Origin of the sequence: Jonquetella anthropi DSM 22815, assembly GCF_000237805.1 — a bacterium.
Lineage (GTDB): Bacteria > Synergistota > Synergistia > Synergistales > Dethiosulfovibrionaceae > Jonquetella > Jonquetella anthropi.
Map to the genome: position 1 here is coordinate 202,325 of NZ_CM001376.1, position 15,890 is coordinate 218,214.

14 protein-coding genes are annotated in these 15,890 nt (G+C 57.3%); all 14 read left to right on the top strand.

All coding sequences use genetic code 11. The features are described from left to right. Positions 1-61 precede the first annotated feature (61 nt). The gene (locus JONANDRAFT_RS00940) at positions 62-1,141 is read left to right on the top strand and encodes a sensor histidine kinase (RefSeq protein ID WP_008522413.1); all 1,080 of its coding nucleotides are present in this window, start codon (positions 62-64) and stop codon (positions 1,139-1,141) included. Continuing rightward, positions 1,138-1,791: a response regulator gene (locus tag JONANDRAFT_RS00945; protein ID WP_008522086.1), complete on the top strand. Its 654-nt coding sequence runs from the start codon at positions 1,138-1,140 to the stop codon at positions 1,789-1,791. Before JONANDRAFT_RS00940 ends, JONANDRAFT_RS00945 begins: the two co-directional genes overlap by 4 nt. A 277-nt stretch (positions 1,792-2,068) precedes the next feature. Beyond that, positions 2,069-2,674 (top strand): methyltransferase family protein, encoded by a 606-nt coding sequence (locus JONANDRAFT_RS00950; RefSeq protein WP_008522415.1) that lies wholly within the window; start codon positions 2,069-2,071, stop codon positions 2,672-2,674. 22 nt (positions 2,675-2,696) lie between these two features. After that, positions 2,697-3,941: an MFS transporter gene (locus JONANDRAFT_RS00955; RefSeq protein ID WP_008522417.1), complete on the top strand. Its 1,245-nt coding sequence runs from the start codon at positions 2,697-2,699 to the stop codon at positions 3,939-3,941. A gap of 276 nt (positions 3,942-4,217) precedes the next feature. Next, positions 4,218-5,525 carry a glycine/sarcosine/betaine reductase component B subunit gene (locus JONANDRAFT_RS00960; RefSeq protein ID WP_008522419.1) on the top strand — a complete coding sequence of 436 codons (1,308 nt, stop codon included), beginning with the start codon at positions 4,218-4,220 and terminating at the stop codon, positions 5,523-5,525. 12 nt (positions 5,526-5,537) lie between these two features. Further along, entirely contained in the window at positions 5,538-6,842 is a 1,305-nt protein-coding gene (locus JONANDRAFT_RS00965) for a glycine/betaine/sarcosine/D-proline family reductase selenoprotein B (protein ID WP_081465250.1), read from the top strand. A gap of 52 nt (positions 6,843-6,894) precedes the next feature. Further along, entirely contained in the window at positions 6,895-8,412 is a 1,518-nt protein-coding gene (locus tag JONANDRAFT_RS00975) for a BCCT family transporter (protein ID WP_008522420.1), read from the top strand. Between the two features lie 56 nt (positions 8,413-8,468). Further along, positions 8,469-9,443 (top strand): hypothetical protein, encoded by a 975-nt coding sequence (locus tag JONANDRAFT_RS00980; protein WP_008522421.1) that lies wholly within the window; start codon positions 8,469-8,471, stop codon positions 9,441-9,443. Positions 9,444-9,598: 155 nt separating this feature from the next. Continuing rightward, complete coding sequence (locus JONANDRAFT_RS00985) at positions 9,599-9,940, top strand: cupin domain-containing protein (protein ID WP_008522422.1); 342 nt, start codon at positions 9,599-9,601, stop codon at positions 9,938-9,940. Next, the gene (locus JONANDRAFT_RS00990; protein WP_008522103.1) at positions 9,930-10,265 is read left to right on the top strand and encodes a cupin domain-containing protein; all 336 of its coding nucleotides are present in this window, start codon (positions 9,930-9,932) and stop codon (positions 10,263-10,265) included. The genes JONANDRAFT_RS00985 and JONANDRAFT_RS00990 overlap by 11 nt, the downstream gene beginning before the upstream one ends. Then, positions 10,262-11,017, top strand: coding sequence for a class I SAM-dependent methyltransferase (locus tag JONANDRAFT_RS00995; protein ID WP_008522104.1), 756 nt, complete (start codon positions 10,262-10,264; stop codon positions 11,015-11,017). Before JONANDRAFT_RS00990 ends, JONANDRAFT_RS00995 begins: the two co-directional genes overlap by 4 nt. Positions 11,018-11,560: 543 nt before the next feature. Then, positions 11,561-12,133: a TetR/AcrR family transcriptional regulator gene (locus JONANDRAFT_RS01000; protein WP_008522106.1), complete on the top strand. Its 573-nt coding sequence runs from the start codon at positions 11,561-11,563 to the stop codon at positions 12,131-12,133. A 96-nt stretch (positions 12,134-12,229) separates the two neighbouring features. Next, a complete protein-coding gene (locus JONANDRAFT_RS01005; RefSeq protein WP_008522107.1) occupies positions 12,230-13,978 on the top strand; it encodes an ABC transporter ATP-binding protein in 1,749 nt (582 codons plus the stop codon). Beyond that, positions 13,960-15,669, top strand: coding sequence for an ABC transporter ATP-binding protein (locus JONANDRAFT_RS01010; protein WP_008522108.1), 1,710 nt, complete (start codon positions 13,960-13,962; stop codon positions 15,667-15,669). The genes JONANDRAFT_RS01005 and JONANDRAFT_RS01010 overlap by 19 nt, the downstream gene beginning before the upstream one ends. Positions 15,670-15,890: the final 221 nt, after the last annotated feature.

Consider the following 15,890-nt stretch of genomic DNA (forward strand, 5'->3'; position numbering starts at 1 on the left):
GCCCGTCGGGCTATAATAAAAACACTTGCCGAAAAAAGCGCGGCAGCTGAAGGAGGCCGGCATGGAAACAAGTTACGGGACCGGAGATTTAGGAAAACTCTTTTTTGAACAGGTGTTCGACCCTATCGCTGTGTACCGGGTGAACCCGGGGCCGTTTGACCTGGACAAAGTGATGTATCTGGACGTGAATAAAGCCTATGAAAAGGTCATGAAGGTCAAGCGAGAGCAGGTCATCGGCCGGTCCTTCGCTCAGGTGTGGCCGAACGGCGAAGCGCGCTGGTCCGACCTGATACGGGCATGCGTGACCCGCCGCCGGGCCGCGCGGAGCGAAGGACACAGTCCCTCGACCGGCACGTACTTGGAAGCGATGGCGTTCTACCTGCCGCCCGACCGGGTCGCGGTGATTTTTTTCGACCAGACCAAGTGGAAGGCCGCGGCGAGCGCGCTTCAGGATTCACAGGAAAAGCTGCGCAACCTCGCGGCCCGGCTGACCTTGTCGGAAGAGCAGACCCGGCGGGAAATCGCCGCGGACATTCACGATCGGGTCGGGTACTCGCTGGTATCCCTGTTGCACTTAGTCCGAGAGCTTAAAGCTCGCTCGTCGGACGACGAGAGCCGGGAGCTGAGCCGCCGGTGCCAAAAAGAAATTGAAGGGCTGGTCGAGGAGACCCGGACGCTGATCTTTAAGCTGTCGCCGCCGGTCTTGAAAGACCTCGGGCTGAACTTCGCCCTAGAGACGCTGGCCGAAAACATCTTCACGCCGTTGGGGATCGGTTGGACGTTCCAAGGCGACGACGACGCGGTGACCGCTCTGCCGGTGGACGACGAAATATGCGTCTTGCTGTACCGAATGACCCGGGAGCTTTTAATCAACATCACAAAACACTCCAAGGCGAAGCACGCGGCCATACGGGTTCGGCGCGGGCAGGGGAAAATTCAGGTCATCGTGGAGGACGACGGCGTGGGGTTTGTTCCGCCGTCCCTTCGGACCGAAGGGAACGCCCGAACGGGATACGGGCTGTTCAGCATACGGGAACGGCTGCTGACCATAGACGGACAGCTGAACGTCCTCAGCGAGCCGGGAAAGGGGACCACGGTCGTCATGACGGCTCCCCGGATGTTGGGGAGGTCAGACGAATGATTCGGCTTGTCCTGATTGACGACCACAGAATGTTCATCGCCGGGCTGATGGAAATTTTTGCGAGCCGCCCGGACCTTCAGGTCGTCGGTTCGGCGCCCGACGGCGAGAGCGGCTTAGCGGTCGTCCGCGAGCAGCGCCCCGACGTGGCGGTGCTTGATATGACTATGCCAAGCATCGGCGGCGTGGAGTGCGCCCGGCGCCTTGTGGAAAGCTTCCCGGAGACGAAGATTCTCGCCCTTTCCATGCACAACGACTTGCGGTTCATCAGCGAGCTGCTGCGCATCGGTGCCAAGGGCTACCTGCTGAAGGACTGCGCCACTGACGAACTGCTGACGGCCGTTCGGACGGTTGCCGAAGGGCGATTGTACCTCGCCGGCGGCGTCGTTCAGCTCCTTGTGGAGGACTACCTGAGGCTCAAACGGGCCGTTCACGACGGCCCTGCCCGTTCGATGGTCCTGTCCGAGCGCGAAAAGTCGGTGCTGGCTCTGATGGCCCAAGGCCTGACGAGCAAGGCGATCGGCGACGAGCTGGGCATCTCAAAGAACACGGTGGATACCCACCGGCGGCGAATGATGGATAAGCTGGGCTGCAACAGCGTTGCCGAGCTGCTGCGCCACGCGTACCGGGAAGAACTTCTCGACCTGTCATAGCCGACGCTTTCCCCCGCCCCTCTCGAACCTGAGAGGGGCGGTATTATTTTGAATCTACTTTAGTTGACTAAACTCGTATGCCGGTACAATTGCGGCGCGAAAGTTCCTGAAGCCTATCGGGCTGTCGGCGGAAAAAAAGGCGTAAGCTGTGTCGTCGACGAAAAGGGGCCCGTCTTATCGCCTGATATCGGAAATTTTGGGTAAAGTGTAAAAGCGTTCGGGCTTGTGGTGTTGCCGCGGCGTTTGGCGGTGAGCTGGTTTGTAGGGGGGAAATAACATGGAATTTTTTGTGCGTCATCGGACTCGTTTGTCTCAGCTGTGGGGGCTGGCCTTCATCGCGCTGTACGTGCTGTCGAACAAGATTTTGGCCGTGCGGTCGCCGGTGAGCGAGGAAGCCCTTTCCGCCGTGGCCTGCGCCCTTTTAGGGCTGGCGACGGTCGGCCGGTTGTGGTGCGCCCAGTACATCGCCGGGTACAAGTTGGATCGGCTGGTGACCGAAGGGCCGTACTCGATATGCCGCCATCCGCTGTACCTGTTCAGCTTCCTTGGCGCCGTCGGCGTCGGCTGCTGCACCAAGTCGATCGTTCTGACCCTGCTGGTGGCCCTATCCTTCGCGGTCGTCTATCCGGGCGTCATGGCCTCAGAGGAACGGGGCTTGATCGCCAAGTTCGGCGACGAGTACCGGCAGTACATGAAGGAAGTGCCGGCGTTTTTCCCCAAGTTCTCCCACTACAGCGAGCCGAAAGAGTACGTCGTCGTTCCGCGGGTTTTCCGCCGGGAAGTCTTCGACGCGGCGTGGTTTATCTGGGTTGCCGGAATCTTTGAGCTGGTGGAGATCACCGAGCTGACCCACGTCTGCCCAAAGCTGTTCGGCCTGTATTGATCGACTTAGAGGGGGCGCGGCCGTGACTCCACCTGAAACGGAGGCTGCCAGCAGCCGGAGGCTTCGCCGGTCGGCTCTGGCCTTCATCGTCCTGATGGGCGTCGTGAGCATGTTCTCGGACATGACTCACGAGGGCGGCAAAAGCATTCTGGGCGCGTACTTAACTTTGACCGGCGCGTCGGCGGCGGCGGTCGGCTTCATTTCCGGCTTTGGCGAGCTGGCAGGGTACTCGCTTCGGTACCTGACAGGACGTCTGGCCGATAGGACAAAATGGTACTGGACCCTGACGATCCTCGGGTACGCGATAGACCTGTTCGCCGTCCCGGCTCTGGCGCTGGTGCCCGAAAACGGTTGGCTTTGGGCGGCAGCCCTGCTGATCGTCGAGCGGGGCGGCAAGGCGCTTAAAAAGCCGGCGAAGGATACCCTGCTGTCGTTTGTGGCTTCTCAAAACGGCGTCGGAAAAAGCTTCGCCCTGCAGGAGTTCCTCGACCAGCTGGGGGCGTTCCTCGGCCCGGTGATCCTCTTTGCCGTCATGGCCCGTTCGTCTGCCGTGAGCCTTGCCGCGTACCGCCGGTGCTTTGCCCTGCTGATCTTTCCGGCTTTGGTCACGCTGGCCCTTCTGTTCGTCGCCCGGTACCTTTTCCCGACGCCGGAGAACTTCGAGCCCGAAAGCCGGGCGGAGAACTTTTCCCGCTTCGGCTGGGGACGGCGGTTTACGCTGTACATCGCCGGGATCAGCCTGTTTTCGTTAGGGTTCATGGATTTTCCGCTGATTACCATGCACGCGGCGAAAACGAACCTGCTGACGCCGGGCGAACTGCCGCTTCTGTACGCCGGCGCCATGGCGGTTGACGCCTTCGCGGCGCTGTTCTTCGGCTGGCTGTACGACCGCTGGGATACCAAGGCGCTGGTGATTTCAACGCTGCTGACGGCACCGTTCGGGTTCTTCGTCTTTCTGGCGCCCGGGCAGTGGGCGCTCTGGGTCGGCGCGTCGCTCTGGGGAATTGGCATGGGCGCTCAGGAGTCGGTGCTCAAGGCGGCGGTCGCCCGTCTGGTGCCGAAGGCTCGGCGCAGCTCGGGCTACGGCACGTTCCAGACCGCGTTCGGCGTCTGCCTATTTCTGGGCAGCTGGTTCATGGGCTGGCTGTACGAGCGGTCGCTTTGGGAGATGGTCCTGTTTTCGGTCGCCGCTCAGGTTTTGGCCGCGATTCTGTTCCTTCTTTCCGGCCGAACGTCAACCGGTCGGCTGAGTGCGGAGGAACAATAGGGAGTTTTTCGACGTTAGAGTTGATTCGGCGGCCCGGCAGGGCCGAAGGAATGAGCGAATGCTGAGAGGAACTGGCGGGGGAGCCTTTGGCTCCCTCGCTTTTTATTCATTTTGAATATAAATACCATAACGATGCCCCCGTCTGACGACGGGGGCGTCACATTTTGCGTGACGGACAGGTTCTGGTTTTTCGTCATAGATAAACGACGTAAAAAACAGATAATGAAACGTAAAGTTTCATTAAATCTGCATGAAACATGATAAGGAGTGATGAACGTGCGATTGGAAATCGGCAATTTTCCTGTCAAGTCCATGGTTTTCGGGGGTGAGACGTCATACCGGGACGGTGTGTTGACCCTGAACCGGGAAGAGCTTCTGGCAGTAGTGCGGGAGGACGAGCACATCACAGAAGCGGATCTTCGGATCGTCTACCCGGGCGACAAGGTTCGCCTATGCCCGGTCAAGGAGAGCGTTCAGATGCGGTGCAAGGTGTCCGGCGGAGAGGGGATTTTCCCCGGCGTCACCTCGCCGATGAACTTGGCCGGCGAAGGGCGGACCCACTGTCTGACCGACTGCTCGCTTTTGGTCGTGGGTCGTCACTGGGGCGGCTTCCAGGACGGACTGATCGACATGGCTGGCCCGTACCAGCACTACACGATCTGGGGCGATATGCCCAATCTGGTGCTCGTGGCGGACATCGACGAGCTGTTCGAGCAGCGGGAACAGCAGAAGAAAAACCACGCCCTTCGTTGGGCCGCCATGAGGCTGGCCGAGCATATAGGACAGTGCGTGAAAGACCTGAAGCCGGAAAGCGTCGACGTCTTTGACCTGCCGCCGCTTGACGCCCGGGACGAGAAGACCCGCGCCCTGCCCGGCGTCGTCTGCGTGCTTCAGCCCCAGACCCAGATGGAAGCTAAGGGCTACAACACGCTGATCTACGGCTGGGACGGCCATGACATCCTGCCCACGTTCATGCACCCGAACGAACTGCTGGACGGCTGCTTAGTCAGCGGCAGCTTCATGCCCACCAGCTCGAAGATCTCCACCTACGAGTATCAGGTGAACCCGATGATCCGCCGCCTGTACGCCGAGCACGGCAAGACGATTAACTTCCTCGGCGTCGTCATGTCCACGCTGAACCCGAAGATGGACGAGAAGTTCCGCTGCGTCAAGATGGCCGGACAAATTGCCGTCGCGGTCGGCGCCAAAGGGGCTGTCGTCATAGAAGAGGGATACGGCAACCCTGACGTGGACTACACCGCCATGCTCGTTGAGCTGGAGCGGCTCGGCATTAAGACGATCGGCCTGAGCGATGAGTGCGTCGGCCGGGACGGCGCGTCTCAGCCGCTGGTTTCCTTGAACCCGGCAACGAACGCGCTGGTGACGACCGGCAACGTGAGCCAGATGTACAATCTGGAGCCGATGGAAGTCATCGGCGAGCTGGAAGCTCTCGCCCGGGACGGCAACAGCGGCGGCTGGGAAGGCTGCGTGAACCCGGACGGCTCGGCGGTCATGGAGAACAACGGCATGTTCTGCGCCAATCACATCAGCGGCTTCTCGATGAGAACCTGCGCGGAATTTTAAGGAGGCCCCACGATGAAAGCGATTCATTACATCAACCAGTTCTTTGGACAGGTCGGCGGCGAGACCGCGGCCGACGCGGCGCCGTCCTTCCCGGAAAAACTTATCGGCTGCAGCCTGATGCTGAACGGCATGATGCCGGACGTTGAGGTTACCCACACCATCATCTGCGGCGACAACTACGTCACCAATCACACCGACGAGGCGCTGAAGGAGATCTTCGCGTTTCTCGACGGGCAGGAGTTCGATATTTTCTTCGCCGGTCCGGCGTTCATGGCCGGTCGGTACGGCGTAGGCTGCGGCCTCGTCTGCAAGGCCGTCGCGGAGAAGTACGGCGTGCCGGTCATCACGTCCATGAACGAGGAAAACCCGGGCGTCAGCGAGTACCGGGGCAGCGCGTACATTTTCAAGGGCGGACGCAAGGCCACGTACATGAAAGACGACCTGACCGCCATGGCGCGCTTTGCCGAGAAAATCGCCCGCGGCGAGCCGCTTCTTCCGGCCGCTGAAGAAGGGTACTTCGGCCGGGGAATCCGGGCCGAAATCCCGGCGGCCGTACGGGCCGACGACCGGGTGATCGACATGCTGCTCAAGAAGCTGGCCGGTCAGCCGTTCCAGACCGAGCTGGTCATTCCTAAGAGCGACGTCATTCCGCCGGCCCGTCCCGTGGCCGACCTGAGCAAGGCCACAGTGGCGCTGGTCAGCTCCAGCGGCGTCGTCCCGTCGGACAACCCGGACCGGATTCAGAGCGCGTCGGCCCAGAAGTGGGGCAGCTACGAGATCGACGGCAAGGACTGCCTGCCCGCCGGCGAGTTTAAGACCATTCACGCGGGCTTTGACCCGGCGGCCATGTGCGCCGTGCCGGATCGGGGCGTGCCGGTTGACGCGATGAGATATTTTGAAAAGCAGGGCAAACTGGGCAAGCTCTTCCACAAGTACTACGTGACCGTCGGCACCGGCACGACTCAGGCGTTCGCCGCCAAGTTCGGCCGCGAAATTGCCAAAGAGCTGCTCGAAGCCAAAGTCGACGCGGTGATTCTCACCTCAACCTGAGGAACCTGCACTCGTTGCGGTGCAACGATGGCAAAAGAAATTGAACGGGCCGGAATCCCGGTCTGCGTGATGTGCAACCTGATCGATGTCGCCAAAACCGTGGGCAGCAACCGAATGGTTCAGACCGTCTCGGTGCCGTACCCGCTGGGCGACCCGGGACTGAGCAAGGAAGCGGAATGGAAACTGCGCACGAGCCGCGTTGAAGCGGCGCTCGATTCGCTGACGGTCGCGCTCGACGGGCCGAAGGTGTTCCCCAGCAAATTCTAAGACGACGGGCATTCCGCCCTTCGGGGCGGAATGCCCATGAAAGGACGATACGATGACAGAACAGCGATCTTCCCGACGGGACAACACGGTCTATTACGTCTCCGTAGGGCTGACCCTCGCCGTCGTCGCGTGGGGGCTTCTGGTTCCTCAGCACTTCGGCCGCTTTGCGTCCGGGCTTTTCAACAGCCTGACCGACGGATTCGGTTGGGGCTATCTGCTTTGCATGAACGCGTTTGTCGCGTTCTGCATCTACGTTGGAATGAGCAAATGGGGTTCTGTGAGGCTTGGCCCGGCCGACAGCCGGCCAGAGTTCAGCACGCTCAGCTGGTTTGCTATGCTCTTTTCCGCCGGCATGGGCGTCGGGCTCGTGTTTTACGGCGCCGCCGAACCTCTGACCTACCTGATGAACCCGCCGTTTGGCGCCGCGCCGGGAAGCGCCGAGGCGGCACGGCAGGCCATGCAGACGGCGTTCTTCCACTGGGGGCTTCACCCGTGGGCTGGGTACGCGGTCATCGCCATGCCGCTGGGGTACCTGCAGTTTAGGTACAACACGCCGGGTCTCATCAGCTCCATCTTTATCCCGCTGGTGGGCGAAAAGGCCGTCCGCGGGGCGTTCGGAAAAATCGTCGACATCTTGGCAATCTTCGCCACGCTTGCCGGCATCACCACGTCGCTGGGACTTGGAACGCTCCAGCTGAACAGCGGCATGGCGGGGCTTTGGGGGCTGTCGAAGAGCACCTTCGTTCAGATCTTCATCATCGCCGTGCTCGGACTGTTTTACACCGGCAGCGCCGCGCTCGGCATTGACAAAGGCATCAAGCGGGTAGCCGACTTCAACTTGGCGTGCTGCGCCTTCCTGATGATCGTCCTGCTTGTTCTTGGCCCGACGATCACCATTTTGAACACGCTGGTTACGGGAGTTGGCGACTACCTGTCCCACCTGATTTCTCAGAGTTTCGACATCAACTCGTACGACGGAAAGTACATGACCCATCTCAAGAACTGGACGCTGTACTATTGGGCGTGGTGGATAGCTTGGGCGCCCTTCGTCGGCTCGTTCATCGCCCGGATTTCGCGGGGCCGGACGCTTCGTCAGTTCGTCGGCGGCGTACTGGTTATCCCCGCGCTGGGAAGCTTCACGTGGTTCGCCATTTTCGGCGGTGCGGCGCTTCACCTGCAGATCGTGCAGGGAATCGACATCGCCGGCGAAACCCTGAAAGACATCTCGGTGGGCGCGTTCGCGCTGTTCAGGTATTACCCGATGGGCATGGTGCTTTCATGCGTCATGCTGGTGCTGATCACCACGTTCTTTGTCACCAGCGCCAACTCGGGCACCTACGTGCTTTCCATGTACAGCACCCACGGCGGTCTGACGCCGCCCAAATCGCGCATGGTCGTCTGGGGCGCCGCCATGGCGGTTCTCGCGATCGTGCTGCTCATGACCGGCGGTCTGCAGAACCTGCAGACAGTTTCTTTGACCGCCGCGCCGCCTTTTGCGGTGATCATGGTCTTTGCCTGCATCTCGCTGATGAAAAAACTCTCGGCCGACCAAAAGGCCGGAAAGCTGTAGCGCATGGGGCGGGCCAATCGGTCCGCCTCTTGCCGCCGGAAGAAAGGAGCGAAGAAATGAGCGAAGCCGCCGAGACGCTGCTGTTGGCTTTCACCGCCGAGTCGTGCGTCCACGATGCCGAAACGCTGTCGCTGAGCGGAGAAGAAGACGCCCAAAACCGGCTGGACGAAGCGGCCTCGCTCGGCTTCGTTCGCCCTCACGGGCTGGGGTGGGTCTTGACCGACATGGGGCGGCGAAAGCGCGGAGAGCTGGCCTCTGAGCTCGGACTGCCGCCGGAGCGGTCCGGAAATTTCTGCGACCCCGGACGGCTGGAAGGGCTGAGGATCGGCCTGCTTCTCGGCAGGGCAACCCAAAAGTGGCAGGCCCTCTACGAGTTCAAAGCGCCGGCCGAACTGCCCCTTGCCGCCCTCGTGACGCCGGGATACTCGGCGAAGGGCGGAAAATACCGGGTCGCTTGGCCTTCCAGCCTCCCTTGGCGCCGGATCGCCGAGCTTTGTCCCCGCTGGGACGGACAGGGCAAGCCGCCCGTCGCGTCCCGATGGAACAGAGTCGGCGCTCCCGCCGGAACGATGAGGCTGGACGCGCTCGGGCTCTTTTATTCGGACCACCGCCACTACTCCGACAGGCCTCACGCCCGAAGCGACAAACTGGGAATGATCAACGCCGAACGGATCTTCGCCTTCGCGGACATTCGCTCAGCCGAAGACGTCTACTCCCGGCTGGGCCTGCTCGGACAGGCGCTCGCGACGCAGCGGCTCGTCGAAAACCCCGTGTACTTTGACTTTGACGAGGACTTTTACGAGCCGTGGAACATCGCCCTGTTCGTGACGAGCCGGGACGAAGGGGCACGGGGCTTGGCGCGGATCCTTCAGCCCCAAGCGTCCCGCCTCGCCGAAGGCCTGTCGCCGATCATGGTCTCTCTCGTCTCGCTCGAAACCCTCCGGCGGTACGACCGGACCTTCCCGAGCCACTACGACCTGTGGGGCGAAGGGCTGATTCACGTGACCGACTATGACACCCCCACGAACTGACGGCAAAAAGAGCGGATTCAATCGGGCTGGCAGACGCCAGCCCGATTAACTTTCTTTGGCCTCGAAAAACGGCGGACTTTCATCAGCGGTTGCCCAGGCAACCGCGCGGGAAAGCAGAGCAAGGTAGACTGATTTTGAAAAAGGAGGCCTGACTCATGCTGAAAATAGCCGAAAACCAAGAAATCAGTTGCGCCGCCCTGCTCCCTTCCGGCCCCGGACGGGTCATCAGCCAGAGCCTGTGGGACGGGGAAAGCGCCCGGATCGCGGTCTACGCCCTCGGCGCGGGCGAAACGATCGGGTCGGAACGCCACTTCGCCGTTCACCTGATCGTTCCCTTGACCGGCTCGGTCCAAGTCGCCGGGGAGACAGGTGAAGCGAGCCTTCGGCCCGGAGACCTCTGGGCCGTCCCGGACGGCGCGGCCTACCAAATCGGAAGCGAAGCCGGCGCGACCGTACTCGTCGCCGCCTTAAAGGAGGAAAAAGAAGATGCTCATTAAAAACGTCCCGCACAATCAGGTTCTCGACATGGCGAAGGTGCTGACCGCCGGCAAAGGGCAGGTGTCCAACCTCACGCTCGTCGCCCGGCCCGACCTGACATTGTGCTTCATGACCGTCGCCGCCGGGGAGAAAATCAGCGCCCACAGCGCACCCGGCGACGCGCTGGCTCATATCCTCTCCGGCGAAGCAGAAATCACCGTCGGGGAGACCGTCCACCGCCTCAAGGCCGGACAGGCCATCGTCATGCCCCAAGGCGTCCCGCACAGCCTCTCGACGCAGGGGGGCTTCTCGATGATCCTGACCCTCGTCAAGGAGCCGGCATGACCGGGCCGGTCAAAGAAGTCGGGCACGTCTTTCTGGCCCGGCTGGGCAAAAAACGCCTTCGCCCTGGCGGCAAAACGGCCACCAACTGGCTGATGGCAAAGGCCGCACCGAAAGCCGGCGAAGACGTCTTGGAAGTGGCGTGCAATCAGGGAACGACCCTGCTCGAGCTGGCGCGGCTCGGCTGTCGGACGACCGGCTTGGACATGGACGCCTCCGCCCTAGAGAAAGCGCGGGCCAACCTAGCCGCCGCCGGCTTTGAAAAAAGCGTCACCCTCGTGAAGGGCGACGCCCGCCGCCTGCCGTTTCCCGACGGATCGTTTGACCTGATCGTCAACGAAGCCATGCTCACCATGCTGGGCCCGACGAGCCGGAAAGAGGCTCTGAAAGAATATTTCCGGGTTCTGCGTCCCGGCGGCCGGCTGGCGACCCACGACGTCGCGCTGCTGGAACCCGACAGACAGATAGGGCCTGAATTGGGCCGAGCCATCAACGCCTGCGTCTACCCCGAAACGGCCGAAGAGTGGAAACGGCAGATGGAAGAAGCCGGCTTTGAGACGGTTGAGACCGAGCTGTTCGAGTTCTCCCTCATGACGCCGCTAGGTATGCTCCGGGACGAAGGACTGTTTGGAACTCTGAAAATACGGCTTCGCGCCGCCCACCCGGAGAATCGGGAATTTTTCACCCAGATGAAAACGTACTTTGACTCTAACAAAGAGATGTTGAGGGCCATCGCCGTCGTCAGCCGCAAATAATGAAGCGGTCCGGAAGGGATATTCCCTTCCGGACCGCTCCATTTTCGCTCTCGTTGAGCCGCCGTGCGCTGCTGCCTTGCTGTCGGCGATAAAAAGCAATTTCTCAGCAAAGAGGATCAAACTCATAACCAAGATCGTTCGTCACAACTCAAGTGGCGAAAGGCCTTTCAAAGGGGCGGCCATAAAAGATAACGGCGTGGACGTCTTCGCTGGATCAGATTCTTTGTGCGCTGTCCTAAAACATAGCGCCAATTAGGCCGCCGATGGTGTAAAGAATGATTGAAAGGCTGGGTTCGAGAAGCGCGGTTTGTCTCACGCTCGGTCAAAGACTAAAAGAAGTTATTCGATGGCTTGAGGCCGGTCGTCTGTACGGAGCCGCTAAAAAGCCTCGGTCCGTAACCGGCGGATCATCGCGCCCTGCTCATTTTCGCAAAAAGCAAAAACGCTTCGGCAGAGCTTGTTTTTTCTCGAACTTGACAAAAGCAAATTTTAATTTAATATTAAATTACTATTCATTTTAGGGAGGGGACGGCGCAGGGGACGATGGCTCAAGTTTTGAAAGATGAGGTTCGGAGCAGGATACTGACCGCGGCCGAAGCGGTCTTTTACGAGAAAGACTACAGAAGCGCGAAGCTGACTGAAATTGCGGACAGAGCGGAGGTCCCGGTGGCGCTTATATACACCTACTTTAAGAACAAAGAAGACCTGTTTGACACGATCGTTGATTCGGTGTACGTCAATTTTGAGTCCGCCCTCAGCGAAGAGGAGGCGTTAAAGGACGGGGCCGCGTCAGAGCGATTCAACCAAGTTGGAGAAAGGTATATTCACGAGCTCATTCGGGAACGAAAGAAACTGATCATTCTCATGGATAACAGCTCGGGCACAAAGCACGAGAAAGCCAAAAGCGAGCTGATTCAACAAATTCAAAAGCATATTGAGCTGGGTCTCAGGAGACAGTCCAAAGAGGAATATGATCCGATGCTCGCTCACATCTTAGCAAGCAACTTCACAGAAGGGCTGCTTGAAATCGCTCGGCACTACCAAAGCGAACGATGGGCCGGAAACATGCTGAGGACCTTGGCGAAGTGTTACTACAAAGGGGTCGAATCGCTCTAGGGCTTTAAAGGCTTTGCCGTTAGGGCAAAGCCTCCTTTTAACCCCTTATATTGAATTATCATTCAATATTATTTTGTTTTTGAGAGGAGTGCGCCGATGGGTGAAAAAGAGTTAAGAAGCAAAGCAGTTGGGGATCAGCGGCTTTCTAATGTCCTGCTCACGTTAAAAATAACAGCCGATCTCATACCGCAGCTGGTAGTCGTGTATTTGATTACTGGACTGATAGAGAATAGCGCGTTGGTCAAGGTCGGAGATGTTTTGAGGGTTATTTTGACGTCGTATTGCTTCAAGACGGTCTTTTTTTATTTGTCGACGCGGATTGCTCACCAAAATGCATATGAAAAACTGACCGAACTGAGAATCGCGGCCGTTGACCATTTAAAAAAGCTTAACCTTGGTTTTTTCAAGGAACACACGGTTGGTGAACTGACAAACATTATTCAGCACGACGTTGAGCAAGTAGAAATTTATCTGGCGCACGGCCTGCCGGAAATCATGTCTGCGACGCTTTTGCCTGCGTTCATTTTTATTGCCATGCTTTTTGTAAACTATCGCCTCGCCTTCGGCATGATCATCGGCGTGCCGCTCATGTACTTGGTCAAGGTGTCCTCTCAAGAGGTGATGAAGAAAAATTTCAGCGTCTATTTCGAACACGAAAGCCGAATGAGAGAAGAGCTGATGGAGTATGTGAAAAATATCGCCGTCATCAAGGCTTTCGCCAAAGAGGAAGCGATCAGCGCGCGGACGTTAAAGACAGCGGATGAATATATTTATTGGGTTAAAAAGAGCATGAAGACCGTGACGATACCGATGGGACTGGTTGATATATTCATGGAAATCGGCGTCGTGGTCGTGATGATTTGGGGAAGCGTCATGCTGCGCCTAGGAGAAATCTCGACGGCGCGTTTTATTCTGGCAATTATTCTGTCCGGGGCTTTCACAGCGTCGATTAGTAAAACCGCGACGCTCCATCACTTTTCTATTGTCTTCAACGAAGCGCTGAAAGGGATTGGCAAAGTGCTGTCGGCGAAAGTATCAGAGAAAAAGAAGGCATCGGGCCTTGAATTTGGGGATATAGAATTCAAAAACGTGAATTTTACATACGGCAGCAAGGACTTTGAGCTTCGGGATATCAATCTGCGTTTCAGGAAAAACAGCGTGAACGCGTTTGTAGGAGCCAGCGGCTGCGGCAAGACGACGGTTTCAAATCTGCTCATGGGCTTTTGGGACGTCGATTCGGGGAGCATAAAAATTGGCGGTAAAGATATAAGCCAATACAGCCAGGAGAGCATTTCAGAGCTGATAGGGAGCGTACAGCAGGACGTCGTCCTCTTCGACCTGACGCTCTTTGAAAATATTGCGATCGGGAAAGAGGGAGCCACAAAAGAGGAGGTCGTCGAAGCCGCCAAGAAAGCCAAGTGCCACGAGTTTATTGCCAACTTGCCCAATGGTTATGACACAAAGATAGGAGAAATGGGCGTCAAACTGTCCGGCGGCCAGAAACAGCGAATTTCGATTGCGAGAATGATACTGAAAAACGCTCCTATTTTGATTCTGGATGAAGCGATGGCCGCAGTAGACAGCCAAAACGAGAAACTGATCAGCGAGGCGATCGCCGAACTCAGCAAAGGTAAAACTGTCATCACGATAGCGCATCATTTAAACACGATAAGGGCTTCCGATCAGATCATCGTCATGGACAAAGGGAAAGTCGTTGCATCAGGAACTCATGATGGACTGTTGAGCACTTGCCGCACCTATCGGAAAATGGACGAAGCGCAGAACAAAGTTGACCGCTGGAACTTGAGGGATACGGAGGGGCAGAAATGTTTCGGGAAATATTGAACCTGCTCACAAGAGAGGGCAGAAAGGACCTTTTCTTGGCCAGCCTGTTCTTTACTTTTTACGGACTATGTTCTATTGGCATGGTTGTGGCCGTATTTGCCCTGCTTTTTAAAATAATGAACGGCGCTGGTATTCGGGAGCTTTATCCGTTCTTTTTTGCTATCGGCTTTCTGGTATTGTGTAAAGGCTGCTTCAACATGGCCGCTGATCTGAAAAAACACTGTGCAGGGTTTGACATTGTTCAGCAGATTCGAGCTCGGATGATCGTCAAGCTTAAAAAATTCAGCCTTGGTTTCTACACGAATGAAAGGCTCGGCGAGGTCAACACGATTCTGCACAAGGACGTCGACAACATGTCCCTTGTCGTGGGGCACATGTGGTCTAGGATGTTTGGCGACTTCTTCATCGGTGCCATCAGTTTCGCTGTGCTTGCTTGTCTCAATTTGAAACAGGCGGCGATTATGGCAGCTCCTGTCCCGGTCGCTCTTGTTTTCCTGTACGCGTCGATTCAACAGTCGAAAGCGGCAGAAAACGAAAACAACGCGGCGCTCCTTGATATGGTCAGCTTGTTTGTGGAATATGTGAGGGGAATCCAAGTATTAAAAAGTTTTTCCAACAACAAGAGCCTAGAAAATGACTTGGCCTGCAAGACAAAACGATTCGGAGAAACGAGCAAAAAGGCCAGTCGGACAAAGGCGAGACAGTTGGCGGTTTTCTGCTTCCTTCTCGATATGGCCTACCTTCTTTTGATTGCCTCGGGAGCGCTGTTTGTACTTCGCGGCGAGATGAGCGCTTTTGATTTTATTATTTTTGCCGTCGTTTCAAGAGAGTTTTATAAGCCGTTTTCCTCTATGGAAGGGTACTATATGTACTACATTTCCGCAGCTGACAGTTACCAGCGGTTGGGGAAATTTCTCTGCGCGGGGGTGATTCCCGATCGGGCTGACGGACCGATCCCAAAGCGTAACGACATTGTATTTAATAATATTGAGTTCTCGTATGGCCAAGAAGAATTCAAAATACAGAACTTGAGCTTTACCATCCCTGAGAAGTCGATGACAGCCCTCGTTGGAGAGTCGGGAAGCGGTAAGACGACCGTCACAAACTTGCTTCTGAGATTTTATGACGTAACGAAAGGGAGCATTGCACTTGGCGGAATAGATATTAGAGAGATACCGTATGATGAGCTTTTGGATCGAATGAGCATCGTCATGCAGAACGTTCAGCTTTTTGACGGCACGATTGAAGAGAATATCCGAATCGGTAAGAAAAACGCGCCGTTGGAAGAGATCGTGGAAGCCTGTAAAAAGGCGAGGATACATGACTTTATCATGCAGCTGCCGCAGGGATACCAAACGCCTATCGGCGAGAACGGCGGCTTGCTCTCAGGCGGACAGCGTCAGCGCTTGTCAATAGCCAGAGCGTTTTTAAAAGACGCTCCAATCTTGATTCTGGATGAGATGACGAGCAACGTTGACCCAATTAACGAGTCAATGATCCAAGATGCCATCGCCCGCCTTGCAGAAAATCGGACAGTCCTCGTTATAGCTCATCATCTGAAAACGATCCGTCATGCCGACCAGATCATGGTATTTAAGAAAGGTGAGCTTCTCGAACAAGGCGTCCATGAGAACCTCTTGAAAAACTCTTCTTACTATGCAAAGTTGTGGTCAGCCCAGTTCGACGCATAACGCTCATATCGTTTGCGCGGTCAAACAGACGCGGTACGAACGGTGAATGACGTTCAAGAAGGGGCAGGGATCCAACGGTTGAGTTCGAACGCCCTGCACAACGAAGAGGGTTCTTTTTTGAGCTGGTCTGCTGCCGTTTAGCTGTTGCGCAAAGAGTTCAAAGCGGTCCGGAAGGGGATACACCCTTCCGGACCGCTTTATCGGGCGGCTTGCGTATGGCG